We start from the raw sequence: 18,452 nt of genomic DNA, 5'->3' as shown, positions 1-18,452 counted from the left end.
TCCTCGTCGTGCCTTCCTTCGGATTCTGCCAACAGGAGAGGGCGCCGCACACGTCACCCCGTGTGCGGCGCCGCGGGTTGTCACCAGGGCGCGCGGTAGCCGGTCGTCAGCTTGCGGCCGGTGCGGCGCCACTTCGGCTCCTTGTCCACGGTCGCGGCCGTGATCGAGCGCAGCCAGCGGATCGTGCCGCCGTAGGTGCTGCTCACGCCGGCGGACACCTTGCTACCGGGCGGCTCGTCCATGAACGGCATGAACTTGTCGGGGAAGCCCGGCATGGTGCAGGCGATGCAGATGCCGCCGACGTTGGGGCAGCCGCCGATGCCGTTGGTCCACCCGCGTTTGGGAACATTGCACTTGACCACCGGACCCCAGCAGCCGAGCTTCACCAGGCACTCCGGTGAGCCGTACTCGGTGGCGAACTGACCCTGCTCGTAGTAGCCGCCGCGGTCGCAGCCCTCGTGTACGGTCGCGCCGAACAGCCAGGTGGGGCGCAGCTTGTCGTCCAGCGGGATCATCGGTGCGGCGCCGGCCAGCTGGTAGAGCAGGTAGGTCAGCGTCTCGGCGAAGTTGTCCGGCTGGATCGGGCAGCCCGGGACACAGACGATCGGCAGCCCGGCCTTGGACTTCCAGTTCCAGCCCAGGTAGTCGGGCACGCCCATCGCCCCGGTCGGGTTCCCCGCCATCGCGTGGATGCCGCCGTAGGTGGCGCAGGTGCCGATCGCGACCACGGCCGTGGCTTTGTTCGCGAGCCGGTCCAGCCACTCGCTCGTGGTAACGGGCTGCCCGGTGGCGGGGTCGTCACCGAAGCCGCACCAGTAGCCCTCCTTCTTGATCGACTCGTTCGGGATGGACCCCTCGACGACCAGCACGAACGGCTCCAGCTCGCCGCGGTCCGCCTTGAAGAACCACTCGATGAAGGTGTCGGCACCCTGCGCGGGGCCGCACTCGAAGTCGATCAGCGGCCAGTGCACCTCGATCTTCGGCAGGCCGGGCAGGGCGCCGGTGACGATCTCCTCGATGCTCGGCTGCATCGCGGCGGTCAGCGAGACGGAGTCACCGTCGCAGCTGAGGCCCGCGTTGATCCACAGAATGTGCACCGGGGGCGCTTCGGTGCGCTCCGGCGTTGCTGTAGCACCCATGAGGATGCCTCCTCGGAAACGGGATGAGCCCGGCATAACGGACCCATTGACTTACTAGCAGCTGATCCGCCGGTACGAGCGCTGGGCGGGCCGAACCGGTGACGGCCGCCCGCGCGCCCCGTCGCGTCCGGACGGGTGAGTCAGCGCAGCTGGGGCGGTGCACCCGAGACGGGCTGCTTGCGGACGAAGGCCGAGCGCAGCGCGTGGTACGGCTCGCCGGGCCCGAAGAAGTTCCGGCGCATCCGCTCCAGCTCCGCCGCCCGGTAGGCCGCCAGCGGCCGCCGCGCCTCGTCGCGCTCCCGGGCGGCCTTCTTGGCGGCGATCCGCTCCTGCAGACGCCCCGAAGTGGCCAGCGAGACGGCGAGGCCGCCGACGGCGGCACCGAAGTCCCCCGGCGTGCTCGGGACCACCCGGTCCACCAGGCCCAGCCGCAGAGCCGCCTCGGCGGTCACCGGCAGCGCCTGCTCGGTGAGCCGACGGGCGGCGGCCTCGCCGACCCGGCGCGGCAGGGTGTACGTCCAGTACTCCGAGCCGTACAGACCCATCAGGCGGTAGTGCGGGTTGAGCAGCACGCCGGCGCGGCACCAGACATCGTCCGCCGCCAGGGCCAGCATCACGCCGCCCGCCGCCGCGTTGCCGCCGAGCGCGGCCACCACCAGGCGGTCGGTGGTGGTCAGCACGGCCGCCACCAGGTCGTCGATGGCGTTGATGTTCCGCCAGGACTCCTCGGCGGGGTCGGCGGCGGCCTCGATCACGTTCAGATGGATGCCGTTGGAGAAGAAGTCCCGCCCGCCGCCCAGGACCAGTACCGAGGTCGGACGGTCGCAGGCAGAGCGGTACGCGTCCAGCAGGCGGCGGCAGTGCGAGGTGCTCATCGCCCCGCCGGGGAAGGAGAAGCGCAGAAAGCCGACCGGGCCCTGCTCTCGGTAGGCGAGGTCGGTCCAGGTCCGGCGGCCGGGCGGCAGGGTGGGCGGGGCCGGAACCTCCGGCAGCCGGGGGAGGAGGCCGCCCAGTGCCAGGACGGCCGGGAGCTTGAAGGTCGCCGGGCCGCCGGGGCGCCGGCGCGGCCGGAGTTCGGGGATCCACACCGCGCCGTCCACCGTGGCCCGGCAGACCGCCCCGGCCCGGGTGGCCAGCAGCTCACCCGGCACCCCGCGCAGCCCGTCCTCCGGGTGACCGCCGTGCAGATACCATTCGCCGCCGAGCAGTTCGTCCAGCACACCGGGCTGCGAGTGGGCCGCCCGCAGCTTGCGGACCACGGTGGCGGTCGGGTCCGCCGCCCAGTCGACGCGGCGCAGGGACTGGTCGAAGTACGGGCGGGTGTGGTCGGGTACCCGCCAGCCCCGGCCGTACTGCGGTTGCGGGACGTACGTGCGGGAGGCGAAGCGCTCCACGGCGAGCAGTACCGCCTCCAGCGCGGCGTCGGCCACCTCGTTGCGGTACAGATCGCTCTTGCCCACCGGCGGCACCGGGCAGCGGGCGCTCGTCCAGACCGGGCCGCCGTCCATCACCTCGTCCGCTTGGAGCACCGTCACGCCCCAGTGCTCCGCGCCCTCGTGGATCGCCCAGTCCAGCGCGGAAGGCCCCCGGTCGCCGGGCGGACCCGGGTGGACCACCAAGCAGGTGTGGGCGGACCAGACGTCGGGAGGGATGACGGACTTCAGCATCGGGGCCAGCAGCAGGTCCGGGGCATGCGCGCGGACGGCCGCGCGCAGCTCCTCCGGGTCGGGCCCCAGATGGACCGCCATGGTGTGCCCGCGCTCGCGCAGTTCGGCGAAGACACGCTGGCTGAGACTGTTGAACGCGCTCGCGACGAGCAGAATCCGCATCCCGACCTCCGGGGTGGCCCGACCTCTAGGGATCGTGAACCACGGCACCGCACGTGCGTCCGAGCCCCGGCGGCGAGGTCACCCGATCGGCGGGGACCGGGACGGCCCGCGAGCGGCGCGTCGGCGGAGGCGGTGCGACCGGTGTCGACCGGTTGGATCGCCGAACCCGACCGGATTCGAGCGATTCGGACTTGGCTGGGACGGCGGCTGCCCGGTCCGGTGGGACCGGGCAGCCCGGGGTCAGGAGACGCGCTTGAGCTGCCAGGCGTTGTTGTTGAAGCTGGGCACGGGCGAGTAGCCGCAGCCGCTGCTGAAGAAGGTGCTCACCTGGACCCAGCCGGCCGGCGGGTAGGTCGAGGCGCAGGCGTTCACCACGGTGCCGACCGGGAGGCCGGTGAGCTGCTTGATCTGCTTCATGTTCGGTGAGGTGGTCGAGCCGCAGCCGGCGCTGGTCCACCACTGGACGTCGACGAATCCGCTCGGGGTGAGCGTGCTCGCGCAGACGTTGGTGACATCGCCGGGGGCGGCCTGGGCGGGGGATGTGGTCAGGGCGAACGTGGCGGTGGCGAAACCGACGGCCAACAGGCCGGCTCGAAGACGCGTCATGGGTGATGACTCCCTGTGTGAGCGTGAACTGCCGTTTGCATATGCATTACTAACGCTTCATAAGCGGAATCGGCAGTAGCTTTTCGGCAGATATCGAGAGCGCGGGCCGAAAAGCGCCCTCCGCGCACGGATTGCCAGTCGGCGCGCGTCCTGCGGACGTCGGTTCTCCGGGCGGTGCGAGAGTGGCGCAGGCGTCGTTTCCGGCGGCCGGGGCGGTGGCGGCGCGCCGAGCCCGGCGGGCGTGGCTGCCGTGCTCTGCCGGGTGCGGCACCCCTCGCCGCCCTCATCGCCCAGGGTGCGACCGGTCGGACGGCGACTGGGCTCGGGCCGAGTCGCAGGCGCGGCGGGCGATGTTGCGGGCCATGCCTCCGAAGACGGCCGCGTGGAACGGGGCGACCGCCCACCAGTAGGCGTGGCCGGCCAGGCCGTGCGGGTGGAACAGGGCCCGTTGGCGGTAGCGGGCGCCGCCGTCGCCGTACGGGCCGACGGACAGCTCCAGCCAGGCCAGGCCGGGCAGTCGCATTTCCGCGCGCAGCCGCAGGAGCCGGCCCGGCTCGATCTCCTCCACCCGCCAGAAGTCCAGTGAGTCGCCCACCCGGAGCCGGTCCGGGTCGCGGCGGCCGCGCCGCAGGCCGACCCCGCCGACCAGCCGGTCCAGCAGGCCGCGCGCGGCCCAGCCGAGTGGGAAGGAGTACCAGCCGTTCTCGCCGCCGATGCCCTCGACCACCCGCCACAGCGCCGCCGGGGAGGCGGCGACCGGTCGCTCCCGGATGTCCTGGTACAGGCTGCCGCCGGCCCAGTCGGGGTCGGTGGGCAGCGGGTCGCTGGGAGCGCCGGGCAGGGACGCGGAGGACCAGCGGGTGGCCACCTCGGCGTCCCTGATCCGCTTGAGCGCGAGCCGGACGGACTCGTCGAAGCCGATCGGGGCGCCCGGTGGGTCGGGCAGGTACCGGGCGAGGTCGTGCTCGGTGCAGACCACCTCATGCCGCAGTGACTCCACCAGCGGCCGGGCCAGCGATCCCGGCACCGGCGTCACCAGGCCCACCCAGTGGCTGGACAGCCGGGGAGTGAGCACCGGAACCGGTACGATCACCCGGCGGCGCAGCCCGGCCACCCGGGCGTACCGGTCCATCATCTGTCGGTAGGTCAGGATCTCGGGCCCACCGATGTCGAACGTCCGGTTGACGTCCCCCGGCAGCCGGGCGGCGCCGGTCAGCAGGCGCAGCACGTCCCGGACCGCGATCGGCTGGATCCGGGTGTCCACCCAGCTCGGGGTGACCATCACCGGGAGCCGCTCGGTCAGGTAGCGGAGCATCTCGAAGGAGGCCGAGCCCGAACCGATGATCACCGCCGCCCGCAGTTCGGCGGTCGGAACCCCGCTCTCCCGCAGGATCCGGCCGACTTCGGCGCGGGAGCGCAGGTGCGGTGAGAGCCGTTCGGCGGGCACGTCCGAGGGCTGGAGGCCGCCGAGATAGACGATCCTCCGTACCCCGGCCCGCTCGGCTGCCGCACCGAACGCCTGGGCCGCCGCGCGGTCGCGGGCCTCGAATCCCGGCCCGGTGCCGAGCGAGTGGACCAGGTAGTAGGCGAGGTCCACGCCTTCGAAGGCGCCCGCCAGGGTGTCGGGACGGGTGACATCCCCGGTGGCGGTCTCGACCTGGGCCCGCCAGGGGTGGTCGCGCAGCCTGCCGGGGTCGCGGACCAGACAGCGCACGGTGTACCCGGCGGCCAGCAGTTCGGGCACCAGCCGCCCGCCGAGGTAGCCGGTGGCACCGGTGACCAGGCAGCGCAGGGGAATGGTTGTCGGTACGGGCATCGGGGGCTCCCGGGTCTCGCAGGCGGATCACCGATACGTCTACCGGACCAGCGGCCGGCCCGCACGCGGCTCGATCTGCCCGGGGACCGGTGGGTGGCGTGTGATCGTGAGGTCAGTCCGGTGTGGATGCGGCGAGGAGGGCCACCTCGGTGCGGGTGGGGAGGGAGGTCTGGGCGCCAGGGCGGGTGGTGGCCAGGGAACCGGCGGCGCAGGCGTGCCGCAGGGCGGTGGTGAGCGGGGTATGGGCGGCGAGGGCGAGAGTGAGGGCGGCGGAGAAGGCGTCGCCGGCGCCGACGGTGTCGACGACGTCGACCGGGTAGCCCGGATGCGAGAGGTGGCCGTCGGCGGTCGCCGCGACGGCGCCGTCGGCGCCGAGGGTGATGACGACCAGGTCGGGGCCGAGTTGACGCAGTGCGGCGGCGAGTCGGGGCCAGGCCCCGGTCGGTGGAGCGGTGGCGATCAGGCCCGCGGCGGTGAGGAGGTCGGTGGCTTCGGTCCGGTTGAGGACCAGGACATCGGTGTGGGCGAGGAGTTGGCGGAGCTGGTCGTCGAACGGCGGCATCGGGGCGGCGTTGAGGACGGTGCGGACTTTGGCCGTGCGGGCCGCGCGGGCGGCGGCGAGTGCGGTGGCCACCGGTACCTCCAGCTGGAGCAGGAGGACGTCGGTCCCGGTCACGAGGCGGGCCGGGTCGCCGCCGGTCAGCCGGACGAGGGCTGCTTGGTCGAGGTGGCGGTTGGCACCGGGGGCGAGCGTGATGGAGTTCTCCCCGTCCTCCTGGACGACGATCAGGGCCAGGCCGGTGGCGGTGCCGGGCAGGGTGCCCACCGCGGTGTCGTCGACGCCCTCCGTGCGCAGGCCGGCCCGGAGTGCCGCGCCGAACTCGTCGTCACCGAGGAGTCCGACCAGGCGGACCCGGCCACCGAGTCGGGCCGCCGCCACGGCCTGGTTGGCCCCCTTCCCGCCGGCGCCGCGGACGGCGTCCTGCCCGGAGACGGTTTCGCCGGGAGCCGGAAGTCGAGGGACCCGTACGGTGAGGTCCATGTTGAGGCTGCCGATGACGAGCACGTGGTCGTTCATGTTGCCACTGTTCCAGAGAGGTTGAAGCCGGCGGAGTGCGCGGTTGCCGGTTCACGGAGGTGTCGGCGGAGGCCCGGGGCTCAGTCGCGATGGTGTTCGAAGGAGCCGTGGCGTCCGGCACCGGCGGTGAAGCGGGCTGCTCCGGCGGCGGTGTCGGCGGCCAGCGAGACCAGGCCGTGCTGCCATTCGTTGGCGATGGCCCCGGTCTCGGTGAGGCCGCCCTGTTCGAGCAGGGACAGGCGGTCGTGGCGCAGGCAGGTCTGGGGGAAGCGGGCGAGCTCGGCGGCCAGTGCCTCGGCGGCGGCGCGCTCCTCACCGATGGGGACGATCCGGTCGGCCAGGCCGATCCGGTGGGCCTCGGCGGCGTCGACCGGGCGGCCGGTGAGGATCAGGTCCATGGCCCGGCCGGTGCCGATCAGCCGGGGCAGCCGTACCGTGCCGCCGTCGATCAGGGGTACGCCCCAGCGGCGGCAGAACACCCCGAAGACCGCGTCCTCGGCCGCGACCCGGAGGTCGCACCAGAGGGCGAGCTCCAGGCCCCCGGCGACGGCGTGTCCCGCGATGGCCGCGATCACCGGCTTGCTCAGGCGCATCCTGGTCGGGCCCATCGGCCCGGGGCCGTCGGGGGAGAGGCGGTTGGCGCGCTCCGTGCCGACGGCCTTGAGGTCCGCTCCGGCGCAGAAGGTTCCGCCCTCGCCCCACAGCACCGCGACCGAGGCGGTGTCATCGGCCTCGAAGTCCTCGAAGGCGGCGGTCAGCAGGTCCGCGGTGGCGCCGTCCACCGCGTTGCGTGCGGCGGGCCGGGACAGGATCACCGTCCAGACCTGACCCGTCTGCTCGACCCTGACCGCCGACTCGGACTCGATTGCCACCGTGCGCGCTCCTCTCCCGGGGGGCCTGACGGAACGGCAGCGGCCGTCCACGACCGCCATCTTGCCGTCCGGACCGGCGTGCGGGACAGGGGACAGTCGCGTCCCGGGAGGAGTTCAGCGGACCAGGTGGTCGCGCGGGCCCATGACGATCGCCGGGCGGGCGGCCGGATCGAGCGCCTTGAGCAGTGTCACCAGGTCGGGCTGGGCCAGGCTGACACAGCCGTGGGTGGGGCCGCCGTGGTCCACATGCAACCATATGCCGCCGCCGCGTGAACTCCCCATCGGCTGCCGGGAGTCCAGCGGGCTCCGGCCCGGCACTCGGTTGTAGTTGCTGCGGATGAGCGAGCTGCCGCTGGAACCGGAGCGGCACGAGGACGCCGAGGCGCTGCTGGTGCTGGACGGCCGGCTCGAACTGGAGGTGGAGCAGATCGTGGTGTCGGTCGGTGCCGGAGAGCTGTACCCGGTGCCGGCGGGGTGCGGTGCACGCCGTCCGCCCCGGGAGCTCGGGGACGCTGGTGGTCCTTGAACGGGAGAGCAGTTGAGCGAGCCCCTCCCGGACAGGTTCGGGCTCATGTTGCCGGGGCGGCCGTGGCCCCGCCGGCCACGGTGGGCCCGGCCCGCCGGCATGCCCTCCCCGGGGCCGCGAAGAGCTGACCGGCGGGGCCGACCGCCGGGGCCGCCGAGGGGCGCCGGCGCGGCGTGCGGCAGGATGACGGTATGGCAATCGACGGCAGGACGACGGAATCCGGATACCTTCTCGACAACCGGCAGCGTGAGGCCGGCAGGCGGTTCGAGGCGCTGGCCGAGATCTTCGACGGCTGGACCTTCGACCACCTGGACCGGATCGGGCTGACCGAGGGGTGGCGCTGCTGGGAGGTCGGCGCCGGCGGCCCCGGTGTCCCGGCCGGGCTCGCCCGGCGGGTCGGGCCGGCCGGGCGGGTGCTGGCCACCGACCTCGACACCTCCTGGCTGTCGGAGCCGCTCCCTGCGCAGGTCGAGGTGGTCAGGCACGACGTGGTCCGGGACGCGCCGCCCGCCGGGCCGTTCGACCTGGTGCACGCCCGTCTGGTGTTGGTGCACCTCGCCGACCGGGCGGAGGTGCTGCGGCGGCTGGTCGGGGCGCTGCGTCCTGGCGGCTGGCTGGTGATCGAGGACGCCGACCCGGCCCTCCAGCCGCTCGCCTGCCCGGACCAGCGCGGTCCGGCCGAAGAACTGGCCAACCGGATCCGGGCGGCCTTCCGCACCCTGCTCGCCCAGCGTGGCGTGGACCTCGGCTACGGCCGCACCCTGCCCAGGGTGCTGCGGGAGGCGGGCCTGGTGGACGTGCAGGCGGAGGGCTACTTCCCGGTCACCTCGCCGGTCGGCCGGGAACTGGAGGCGGCGACGGTCCGCCAGATCCGCGGCCAGCTGATCGAGCAGTGCCTCGTCGAGGAGCACGAGATCGACACCCATCTGGCCAACCTGCAGGGGGACGGGCTGGACGTCACCACCGCCCCGCTGATCACCGCGTGGGGCCGCCGACCGGTCTGACGGCTCCGGACGGCTCCCCGCGTGGGCCGGCCGCGCGGCCCGGACCCGCTTCGGCCGGCCGGCGGGCCGGGACGTTAGGCTGCTGACGAAGATCGCGCAGTGGATGGGCCATAGGTCCGGGACGTTAGGCTGCTGACGAAGATCGCGCAGTGGACGGGCCATAGGGGGGACCGTGCTGGAACGGCTTGCGGTGGTGTCGGGTGGCGGTACGGGCATCGGCAAGGCCATCTCCCGGGAACTCGCGGCGGACGGCTGCCGGGTGGTCATCGTCGGCCGGCGGGCGGAGGTGCTGGAGCGCGCCCGGGAGGAGATCGACCGGGCGGTCGGAGCAGCGAGGGTCGTGCCGCTGAAGGCCGATCTGACGGACTCTCACCAGGTCTCGGCGGCGGCCGAATCGATAGCGGAGCTGGGCCCGGTCGACGTCCTGGTGAACAACGCCGGTGCGGTGATCACCGAGCCCGCGGACGACTCGCTGGCCGCGCTGGCCGACGCCTGGCGGCGGGACCTGGACACCAACCTGCTGACGGCGGTGCTGCTGACCACCGCCCTGCTGGACCGGCTGCGCCGCCCCGACGGCCGGCTGATCGTGATCAGTTCGGCGGCGGCCCAGCGCGGCGGTGCCGGACCGCACTCGGCGGGCTCGTACGCGGCAGCGAAGGCGGCCCTGCACGGCTGGGCCTTCGGCCTCGCGCGCCAGCTCGGCCCCGACGGGATCACGGTGAACGTGCTCGCGCCCGGCTACGTCGCCGACACCGAGATCTTCGGTGAGCGGTGGACCCCCGAGTTCCACGCCGCGAAGGTGGCCGACACCCTGGTCGGCCGGGCCGGCACCCCTGATGACGTCGCTGCGGCCGTCCGCTACCTGGCCTCCCCTGCGGCGGGCTACCTCACCGGTCAGGTCATCGGCCTCAACGGCGGTGCGGTGCTGGGGCGTTAGTGCTGCGTACCGGTCGGCTGGGATGCGGGCACCTGGGGCCGGAGTCGCGAAGGGCGGGCGCGCACGGCGGCGGCAGGCCTCCCGCCGCTCGTACGGATGCGCACCCCGCGAGCTGTCAGGAGACCTGCCGCCAGGGCCCGGCCGCCGGAGGATCACCCGGCCGGGACCCGGGACCGGCCGTCAGGCGACGGGACCGGTACGGCGACGGCGTACTAGCGCAGTGCGTCCAGCAGCGCCGTGCCGACGGGTACGCCCCAGCCGGTGACGGCGTCGTACCCGGCCAGGACCGGGTAGCCCACCGCCGGCGGATGAGAGCCGTTGTCGTGGCCGACCTTGATGTCCTGGCAGGCGGTCTGTCCGAGCCGCTGACCGTTGGTGCCGTGCTGGTAGAGCAGCGGGGTCAGGAAGCGCTGGCGCTTGCCGTCCGGCAGGAGGGCGTTGATGCGGGCGATGAGGGCCGCCCACAGGGGGGTGGAGGCGCTGGTGCCGCCGTTGGGCGAGGGCCGGCCCACGAGCGTCAGATCGTAGAGCGGCGAACCGGCCAGCGCGGCGACATCCGGTACCACCCGCCCGTCCCTGCTGTGCTTGTTCAGGGACCTCACCTGCACGTCCTGCCAATCAGGCCGGTCGAAGAGGATGCTCACACCGCCACCGCTCGCCCCGCCGCCCTTCCTGGTCCGGTGACCGGGCGACTCCCACCAGGCCTGCTCCTCGCCGGATCCGTTGATCATGGTGCCGCCCACACTGAGCACGGACGGACTGGCCGCGGGGAAGTCGACGTGGAAGGCGCCGTCCGCGACCTGGTCACCGGCTCCGTCGTCACCGGAGGCGACACAGACGGTGATGCCCAGGGTCGCCGCGGCCTGGAGCCGCTTGTCGATCTCGGTGAGCGCGGCCTGCGACCAGTCGGGGGCGTCCTCGGCGAGGCCCCAGCTGACCGACAGCGTCACCGGCTTGTCCTGGATGGTCTGGTCGAGCAGGTCGATCCAGCCCTTCTGGTCGAACGGTGCGAAGTAGAGCGAGATCGTCGCCCTCGGACAGAGCCCGGCGACGATCTGCACGTCCATCATGACTTCGGGGGTGGCCTCGGAGGCGTCGAGCTGGTCCTGGGGCGGCAGCTGCCGGAGTTCCTCGATGGAGAGCGGCGGGGTGTAGCCCAGGGGCACCACGGCGACCTGCGCCGTCTCCACCCCGTGCTGCGTGCAGAAGGCGTGCAGGTCGTCGGCGAAGTAGCCGCCGCCGAACTCGGCGATGCCGATCTTCTGGCCCTGCCCGTCGCCCTGCGGGAAGGTGTAGCGCTTCTCGAGGTCGGCCGGTGTGAGGGATCCCATGGCCCCGGACCCGGGAGCCGCTGCACGCCGGGCCACCCGCCGCTGGTCGAGCCCGAAGACACCGGTCACGATGCCCTCCAGCTCGGCCGGAATCCTCACCGCACCCTCGCGGCCGCGGAACTCCCCCTGCTCGGTGCTGTGGTAGATCCCCAGGTTCGCCTGGAAGGCGGCGTTCATGGCCGCCACCGGGCCGCTCACCTCGATGCTGCCCGGCTCCAGCTTGGTCCTGTCGACCTTGAGGCCGTAGCGCTCCAGGACGGTCTTCGTCTTCTCGGCGTCCGCCCGCCGCTGATCCATGTCGGCACCGGTCGCCGGTCCACGTAGGGAGAGGGTCACCGAGACCGGCGCCTGGGCGTCGGCATCCCGTACGCGTGTCGCGTCGCCCTTGGCGGGCCGCTTGCTTCCTTCCAGCAGTGTGTGCTGCTCGGACATTCGAATCCCCTTCGGATGGATGTGGTTGTGCGGTGCGGGAGTGCTGGGAGATCTCCTCCGGGGCCGCCGGGGCGGTTGCGCCGAGGACGTTCCCGGCGGGTGGCCGGAACCTGCAGGTTGTATCCGAACGATGGCAAGATCACGCGCCGCCGGGAGTCCCAGTCGCCCGGATGGGCCAGGGGTGCGCCGGAGCGGTCGCGCTGCTTCCGGTGTGCGAACGGCCGGAGCGGTCCCGTCGGGCTCGGTGTGCGTACGGTCGGCCCGGATGAGGGCCGGGGCGGTTGCGGCTGCTTCCAGGGCGGTCCGTTCGGCGGCCTGCGGCCCCGCCCTCCCGGCGATCGGGCGGAGGATCCGGTGTCTCGTGAGGAAATTGCCAGTGGTGAGTGACCAAACGTTACCGAGCGGTCATCCGGAGTTAAGCCGGCGGGGGACCGCCGAAGGGGAGGCGGCTGCGAGGCTGCCGGCCATGGAGAGCGAATCGCTGAACGCCGAAGATCACGTGTCGGTGCATCGGGCCGTACGGGAGCTGTCCGATCGCTACCCGCATGTTCTGACGCTGAGCGCTCGGTTGGGGGCGTGGGCGGACCTCGTCGTGGATGTCGAGGAGGGCCTGGATGCCGTGTGGGCCTGGGACTTCGAGCAGGACGTCGTGGACCGCGACTGGCTCCATGACGCCTGGCCGATCCTGACCGAGCGGGTCCGCCGGCTCTGTCAGCCCGAGCTCGACGCCCTGGACGACCGGTTCCGGGCCGCCACGGCGCCGATCGGCTCGCCGGGTGCGCCGGGTGTGCCGGGTGCGCCGGAGGGGGCGGAGGAGGAGCGGTGGTGGCAGTCCCGGTACCCGCTGCGGGTGACGGGCGACCCGCTGACCCGGCTGCCACCGACCTGGTCGCCGGCCCCCACGTACGTCGGGTGACCCGGGCCGGCTTCGGCGATCGTCTCCGGGGTCCGGGCGGACGGCCCGGGAGCGGGCGGGCGGATCGGAGTGGGGTGGGCGATGGCGGCGTTCGGAGTGACGTGTTCGCGACAGCAGAGCTGGGTAGGCATGCGGGACCGCCGGCCCGAGGCGACGTCCTCGGCTGACGCGGGCGGGTGCTGGACGGCTGGGGAGGTCAAGGCGGAACGGCGGGCTCTCATGGACAACCAGGGCAGCCGCCATGGCGGTTGGCCGGGTGCGGTACGTGGCGATGGCTCGGCCGGCGTTTCCGCAGCTCTCCGTGTCGGTGTCCGGCGCTCGGCTCCGATGCTCCTCCGTGCCGAAGGGAACGCCTGATGCCGTCCGACCACTTCCCAGACCCGAAGCCGTCCACGAGCGCCGGCCGGGCCGCTCGCCGCGCGTCCCGCAGGCTGCGGACGACCGGTGCGCTCGTCCTCGTCGGAGCGCTCACGGTGTGCACCACGTCCGCTGCCGCCGCCGTGAGCGCGGGCGAGCGATCGGCGGGAGCAGCCGCGGCGGTCCCGCTGGACGGCTGGGACCTGATCCTGCCGGTCGACGCCGCCGGCGGGACCTCGGGCGACCATGCCGCGATCCTGCGCCCCGCCGCTCCCGCGTCCCCCTACCTGACCAGGGAGCCGGACGGCAGCCTCAACTTCTGGGCGCCGTCGGTAGGTGCGACCACCGCCTCGTCCCGGCACCCGCGCACCGAGCTGGTCGGGCGCGACAGTTGGACCGTCGGGACGAGGAAGCGGACGCTCGCCGCGACCGTGCGGATCGGCCAGGTGCCCGGCTCCACCCGTGACGTGATCGTCGGCCAGATCCACGGGGCGGGCGAGGACGGCTCCGTCCCGCTGGTGATGCTGCACTACGACGACGGCGTCGTCCGGGTCACCGTCAAGGACGCCGCCGACCGGTCCACCGTCCACCAACTGCTCACCGGGGTCGGGCTCGACACCGCCTTCAGCTACACGCTCGCCGACAACGGCAACGGCACACTCACCTTCACCGCCCGGGTGGGCGCGGGGAACGCGGTCAGGAAGACCGTCCCCGTGCCCGCGGCCTACCGGGGCACGCGGGTCAGGTTCGCGGCCGGCGACTACGAGCAGGCGAGCGAGGCGCTGCCGTACGGTGACGGCGGCCGGGTGGTCGTGAGCAGGCTGGCGGCCGGATAGTGCGTCGGGGCCGCGGCTGCGGGGGGAGTCATGGGACGTCCCCGCACCCGCAGCCCCTTCGAGTCGGCGCGTGGCCCCGGAACGGACCGGGACCACGCATCGGCCCGGAATCGGAATCCGGACGGCCGGAGCGCTAGCGGACCATCAGGGCCAGCACGCTCCGCCAGTCCTCGCCCGGCTCGGCGCGGAGCAGCCCCGCCAGTGCGTCGGCGCGGTACCGCCAGGGGCGCAGCAGTTCGGCGTCGGCCTCGGGGTCGGTGTGTGAGCGCAGCTCGACGGCGCTGGACGAGCCGAGCAACCGGGCCAGTTCCCCGGCCAGTTCGACCCAGGAGACATGTCCGGAGACGGCATTGACCACCTGCCCGTCCGCCCGGCCGGTGCCGTCGGCACAGCCGATCACCGCCCGGGCCAGGGCGGCGGAGTGGACCCAGCAGGCGCCGTACCAGGAGGCGCCGTACACCGCGGGGTCGGGAAGCAGCAACGGCTGCCCGGCCTGCGCGGCCTGGAAGAGCGCCCCGGTCGAACCCCAGCGCAGCTGGTCGCGCAGCCGTCGGTGCGGACCCCAGACGATCGGGGAGCGGACCACCGAAGCGGCGCCGCGCCCCTGTGTACCGGCGGCCTCCAGCAGGATCCGCTCGCAGTCCAACTTGCCCTGCCCGTAAGGAGACACGGGCAGTTCGGCCGGTGCCCCCTCGGTGACCTCGGCACCGGCCGGACGGCCGTAGGCGTCGATGCTGCTGACGAAGACGAAGCTGCCGCCCCGCCAGGAGTCCACCATGGCGCGCATGGCCGCGACGTCCACCTCGGGCGAGGTGAAGGTGCAGGCCGCGTGGATGACCGCGTCGACCCCCCTCACCGCGGCTCGCAGGCTGTCGAGGTCGGCGAGGTCGCCCTCCACCACCTCGACCCCGTCCAGCGCCACCAGGTGGGCCGACTCCGGCCTGGCCAGCGCGCGCACCGGGCGGCCCTGCGCCATCAGCTCCTGCAGCAGGGCGGCGCCGACACCGCCCGTCCCACCGGTGAGCAGCACCGTGCCCTCGCGGACCACGCCGCGTGCCGGGCGGCCCGGCTGCCGGGACGCGGCCGCGCGCCGGTCGGCCTCCCGAACGTCGAGCAGGGCCGCCACGGCACGCGGGGTGCGCTGCTCCAGGACGTCCAGACCGGTGAGCGGCAGTCCGGTGCGCCCGCGCAGCCGCTCGGCGAGCTGGACGGCGACCAGGGAGTGACCGCCCAGCACGAAGAAGTCGGCCTCGGGGTCGGGGCGGGAGCCGAGCAGCTCGCCGAAGGCGGTGCGGACGGTCTCCAGCCTGCCCGGTCCGGCCGGGGTGCCGCTGGCGCCCGGAAGGCGCCCGGGGTCGACCGTGCCGTCGGCCCGGCGGGGCAGCGCGTCCAGCAGGGTGACGGCGGCCGGGACGTCTCCGGCCGCCAGCCGGGAGCGCAGCCGCATCCGCAGCTCGGTTCCACCGGGCGCACCGGCTCCGGAGACCACCGCGTACGCCAGCGGGGGCAGGCCGTCGCGCTCCACCACCAGGGCCTCGGCGACGCGGGGTTCGGCGAGCAGCGCGGTCTCGGCCGGATGGGCCGGGGTGAGCAGTGGTTCCCCGGGCAGCAGCGCGAGCCGCCGGCCGCCGTCCTCGGCCACCGCCGCCAGCAGCGCGCCGAACGCGGTGAGCAGCTGCCGGGCGGCCGGCTCGCCGAGCACATCGGTGTCGTACTGCACCAGGCAGCGCGGCTGCGGGCCCTCCTCGACGAACAGCCCGAGGTCGAACTTGGCCAACCCGAGGTCGACCTCCAGCGCCTCGGCCGCCAGGCCGGGCAGCCGCAGCGGGTCCGGCGGCCGGACCACGTCGCAGGTGACCGAGAGCAGCGCGGTGCCGTCCGCGCCCCGGGCCGCCGCGCCCAGGCGCTCGACCACCAGATCGAACGGGACCTGGTGGTGCTGCTGCGCGGTGAGCAGTGCGGTGTGGACCCGGTCGAGCACCTCGGTGAAGGCTGGGTCGCCGCCGAGGTCGGTCCGCACCGGCAGGGTGTTGACACACAGGCCGATCAGCCGGCGCAGCTCGGGCCGGGAGCGGTGGCCGCTGACGCAGCCCAGGGTGAGGTCGCTCTGGCCGGTGGCGCGGTGCAGGGTGGCGAAGGCTGCCGCCAGCACTACGGCGAACAGGGTGGCGCCCTGCTCGCGGCCGAGCCGGCGCAGCCCGGCCAGGGTCTCGGCGGGCAGCGGCTCGGTGTGCAGTCCCGCGGTCCGCGTCCGCGGCCCGCCGTGGGCGCGGCGGGGTAGCGGCACCGGGCGCGCCTCGGCCAGGCGGTCGGCCCAGGCGTCCACCTCGGCGGCGAGCGGGTCCGCGCGGGAGTGCTCCCAGCGGGCGAAGTCGGCGTACTGGAGCGGGGGTTCGGGCAGCTCGGCGGGTTTCCGGTCGAGTGCCGCCGAGTACAGTGCGGCGAGTTCGGCGGTGAGGGCGGGCAGCGAGCCGCCGTCCACGGCGATGTGGTGCAGGGTGAGGAGCAGGGTGTGGTCGTCCGGGGCGTGCCGCAGGGCCAGGGCGCGCAGCACCGGACCGGTGGCCAGGTCGAAGGGGCGGCCCGCCTCGGCGCTCAGCAGGGCGGGGGCCTCCTCCGGCGCGGCCGGTACCACGGGGACGGGCACCGGCGCGGTGGGCAGCGGCTCCTGGTAGGGCTCGTCGCCGCTGCGTCCGTAGCGGGTGCGCAGGATCTGGTGACGGGCAGTCAGGGCGGTGAGCGCGTCGGCGAGCGCCCCGAGGTCGAGCGGGCCGTGCAACCGGGTGGCCAACGGGACGTTGTAGAGCGCGCCGCCCTGGCCGAGGCGGTCCATCAGCCACATCCGCCGCTGGGCGTGCGAGAGCGGCGCCGGGCCGCTTCCGCCGCTGCGGGGGATGGGCTCGGGACGGGTGCCGCCCGCCCGCTGCCTGGCCAGCCGCAGAAGGGCGGCCTGGGCCTGGTCGGTGTGGGTCATCGGGTGCCCTCCGGACGCGGGGCGGCGTGGGCGGCGAGCAGGGCACGCTCGACCAGGGCCGCCTGGTCGGCCACGGTGGGGTGGGCGAAGAACTCGGCCAGCGTCAGCTCCACGCCCAGGTCCTCGCGGAGGTCGTCGACCACCCACATGGCCATCAGCGAGTGCCCACCCTCGCCGAGGAAGTCGGCGTCCGGCCGGGCGACCTGGTGGCCGAGCGAGCGGGACCAGGCCTCGGCGACGGCCTGCTGCAGCGGGGTCAGCTCGGCGGCCGGGGCCTGTTCGGCGGCGGCCGGTCCGGTCTCGGCCAGGGCACGGCGGTCGATCTTGCCGGCGCCGGTGAGCGGCAGGGCGTCCAGGAAGGTCCAGGCGGTGGGGACCAGGTGCTCGGGAAGCCGGTCCGCCAGCCGGGCGCGCAGGCCGTCCGCGGTCGGCAGGCAGCCCTCGGCGGGGACCACGCAGGCGGTGAGCGCGGTGTCCGGCTGCCCGGCCCCGCGTACCACGACCGCCGCCTGCGCGACCTCGGGGAGCAGCCGCAGGGCGTGCTCGACCTCGCCCGGCTCGATCCGGAAGCCGCGTACCTTGACCTGGTCGTCGGCCCGTCCGTGGAAGTCCAGGACGCCGTCGGGGCGGGTCGAGGCCAGATCGCCGCTGCGGTACATCAGGCCATGGCCGGGGATCTCCCGGAACCGGTCGGCGGTCAGCTCGGGCTGCCCCCGGTAGCCCAGCGCGAGCCGGGCGCCACCGATCCACAACTCGCCCTGAACGCCCGGGAGTACGGGGCGCAGCTGGTCGTCAAGCACGGCGGTGGTTGCGCCGCCGAACGGCCGTCCGATCGGCAGCCGGTCGGCGCAGTCGGCCGGGCTGACCCGGTGCAGGGTGGTGAAGGTGGTGGCCTCGGTCGGCCCGTAGCCGTTCACCAGCCGCAGCCACGGGAAGGCCCGCAGCACGGCGGCGGCGTGCTGCGCGGACATCGCCTCGCCGCCGGCGACCAGGGTGCGCAGTACACCGAAGATCCGGGACTGCCGGACGGCCAGCTCGTGGCAGAGCGCGGTGGTCAGGAAGGCCGTGGTGACGCCGAACCGCTCGATGTCGCGGGCCAGTTCCTCGGCGGTCGGGCGCTCGGCGGGGGAGACCATCACGGCGGCGCCGCGCGCCAGCGGTGCCCAGATCTCGAAGGTCGAGGCGTCGAAGCTGGTGGAGGAGTGGAACAGCACCCGGTCGTCCGGGCCCAGCGCGATCCCGTCCGCTGCCGTCACCAGGTCGGTGATCGCGCGGTGCGGGATCTCCACGCCCTTGGGGCGGCCGGTGGACCCGGAGGTGTACATCACCAGGGCGATCGCCCCGGGGTCGTCCAGGGCGGGGTGCGGCGGGGTGACGGCGGTCTCGTCCTGGAGTCCGGTGTCCGGGAGCTCCAGGGCCAGGGTGTGCTCGTCCGGCAGTCCGGCCCCGGCCAGCAGGGCCTTGTCGCCGAGCGTGAAGCGGACCCCGGCGTCCTCCAGCATCGCGGCGGTGCGCGGGCGCGGATACGCCGGGTCGAGCGGCACGGCGTGCGCGCCCGCCCACCAGACGGCGAGCTGGGCCACGACCAGGCGGGTGGAGCGGGCGGCGAGCAGGCCGATCGCGCTGCCGGGGCCCACCCCGTGCGCGCCGAGATCGGCGGAGAGTTGTCCTGCGGCGAGAACTAGTTGACGGTACGTCAGGACGGTCGTGCCGTCGGAGACGGCCAGTGCGTCCGGGTGCAGCTCGGCGTGCCGGGCGATCAGGCCGGGGACGCCGCCGGGTACGGGGGAGGTCAAGGT

General features: G+C 74.1%; 15 protein-coding genes. 5 read left to right on the top strand and 10 right to left on the bottom strand.

Going from position 1 to position 18,452, the window contains the following annotated elements; translation table 11 throughout:
* Window positions 1-80 precede the first annotated feature (80 nt).
* From ACWDAK_RS13795 to ACWDAK_RS13765, 7 genes are all read right to left on the bottom strand, one after another.
* Window positions 81-1,139 (bottom strand): NADH-quinone oxidoreductase subunit B family protein, encoded by a 1,059-nt coding sequence (locus ACWDAK_RS13795; protein WP_344637683.1) that lies wholly within the window; start codon window positions 1,137-1,139, stop codon window positions 81-83.
* A 140-nt stretch (window positions 1,140-1,279) separates the two neighbouring features.
* On the bottom strand, window positions 1,280-2,968 hold the full coding sequence (locus ACWDAK_RS13790) for a hydrogenase maturation protein (protein WP_427393378.1): 1,689 nt from the start codon (window positions 2,966-2,968) through the stop codon (window positions 1,280-1,282).
* 240 nt (window positions 2,969-3,208) lie between these two features.
* The gene (locus ACWDAK_RS13785) at window positions 3,209-3,574 is read right to left on the bottom strand and encodes a hypothetical protein (RefSeq protein ID WP_344637685.1); all 366 of its coding nucleotides are present in this window, start codon (window positions 3,572-3,574) and stop codon (window positions 3,209-3,211) included.
* 283 nt (window positions 3,575-3,857) lie between these two features.
* On the bottom strand, window positions 3,858-5,390 hold the full coding sequence (locus tag ACWDAK_RS13780; protein WP_344637686.1) for an SDR family oxidoreductase: 1,533 nt from the start codon (window positions 5,388-5,390) through the stop codon (window positions 3,858-3,860).
* Window positions 5,391-5,502: 112 nt separating this feature from the next.
* On the bottom strand, window positions 5,503-6,468 hold the full coding sequence (locus ACWDAK_RS13775) for a ribokinase (RefSeq protein WP_427393377.1): 966 nt from the start codon (window positions 6,466-6,468) through the stop codon (window positions 5,503-5,505).
* Between the two features lie 80 nt (window positions 6,469-6,548).
* Window positions 6,549-7,340 carry a crotonase/enoyl-CoA hydratase family protein gene (locus ACWDAK_RS13770; protein WP_427393376.1) on the bottom strand — a complete coding sequence of 264 codons (792 nt, stop codon included), beginning with the start codon at window positions 7,338-7,340 and terminating at the stop codon, window positions 6,549-6,551.
* A 114-nt stretch (window positions 7,341-7,454) separates the two neighbouring features.
* Window positions 7,455-7,592 (bottom strand): hypothetical protein, encoded by a 138-nt coding sequence (locus tag ACWDAK_RS13765; RefSeq protein ID WP_449806461.1) that lies wholly within the window; start codon window positions 7,590-7,592, stop codon window positions 7,455-7,457.
* An 85-nt stretch (window positions 7,593-7,677) separates the two neighbouring features.
* Between ACWDAK_RS13765 and ACWDAK_RS13760 the strand changes: the two genes are divergently transcribed.
* From ACWDAK_RS13760 to ACWDAK_RS13750, 3 genes are all read left to right on the top strand, one after another.
* Complete coding sequence (locus ACWDAK_RS13760) at window positions 7,678-7,866, top strand: cupin domain-containing protein (RefSeq protein ID WP_427393375.1); 189 nt, start codon at window positions 7,678-7,680, stop codon at window positions 7,864-7,866.
* A gap of 191 nt (window positions 7,867-8,057) precedes the next feature.
* Window positions 8,058-8,870 carry a class I SAM-dependent methyltransferase gene (locus tag ACWDAK_RS13755; RefSeq protein ID WP_427393374.1) on the top strand — a complete coding sequence of 271 codons (813 nt, stop codon included), beginning with the start codon at window positions 8,058-8,060 and terminating at the stop codon, window positions 8,868-8,870.
* A gap of 172 nt (window positions 8,871-9,042) precedes the next feature.
* On the top strand, window positions 9,043-9,807 hold the full coding sequence (locus ACWDAK_RS13750; protein WP_427393373.1) for an SDR family NAD(P)-dependent oxidoreductase: 765 nt from the start codon (window positions 9,043-9,045) through the stop codon (window positions 9,805-9,807).
* Window positions 9,808-10,019: 212 nt separating this feature from the next.
* Here ACWDAK_RS13750 and ACWDAK_RS13745 read toward each other — a convergent pair whose 3' ends face one another.
* Window positions 10,020-11,570: a S53 family peptidase gene (locus ACWDAK_RS13745; protein ID WP_344637691.1), complete on the bottom strand. Its 1,551-nt coding sequence runs from the start codon at window positions 11,568-11,570 to the stop codon at window positions 10,020-10,022.
* Between the two features lie 466 nt (window positions 11,571-12,036).
* Between ACWDAK_RS13745 and ACWDAK_RS13740 the strand changes: the two genes are divergently transcribed.
* Complete coding sequence (locus ACWDAK_RS13740) at window positions 12,037-12,486, top strand: hypothetical protein (RefSeq protein WP_344637692.1); 450 nt, start codon at window positions 12,037-12,039, stop codon at window positions 12,484-12,486.
* A gap of 356 nt (window positions 12,487-12,842) precedes the next feature.
* The gene (locus tag ACWDAK_RS13735) at window positions 12,843-13,679 is read left to right on the top strand and encodes a polysaccharide lyase family 7 protein (RefSeq protein WP_427393372.1); all 837 of its coding nucleotides are present in this window, start codon (window positions 12,843-12,845) and stop codon (window positions 13,677-13,679) included.
* 133 nt (window positions 13,680-13,812) lie between these two features.
* On the opposite strand, the gene ACWDAK_RS13730 is transcribed toward ACWDAK_RS13735, so the two are convergent.
* Both ACWDAK_RS13730 and ACWDAK_RS13725 read right to left on the bottom strand, forming a co-directional pair.
* Window positions 13,813-16,653, bottom strand: coding sequence for a condensation domain-containing protein (locus ACWDAK_RS13730; RefSeq protein WP_344637694.1), 2,841 nt, complete (start codon window positions 16,651-16,653; stop codon window positions 13,813-13,815).
* Window positions 16,650-18,449: an amino acid adenylation domain-containing protein gene (locus tag ACWDAK_RS13725; protein ID WP_427393371.1), complete on the bottom strand. Its 1,800-nt coding sequence runs from the start codon at window positions 18,447-18,449 to the stop codon at window positions 16,650-16,652. The genes ACWDAK_RS13730 and ACWDAK_RS13725 overlap by 4 nt, the downstream gene beginning before the upstream one ends.
* Window positions 18,450-18,452: the final 3 nt, after the last annotated feature.

It is taken from the genome of Kitasatospora sp. NPDC001175 (genome assembly GCF_053598215.1).
This window is presented reverse-complemented; position numbering and strand designations above follow the sequence as displayed.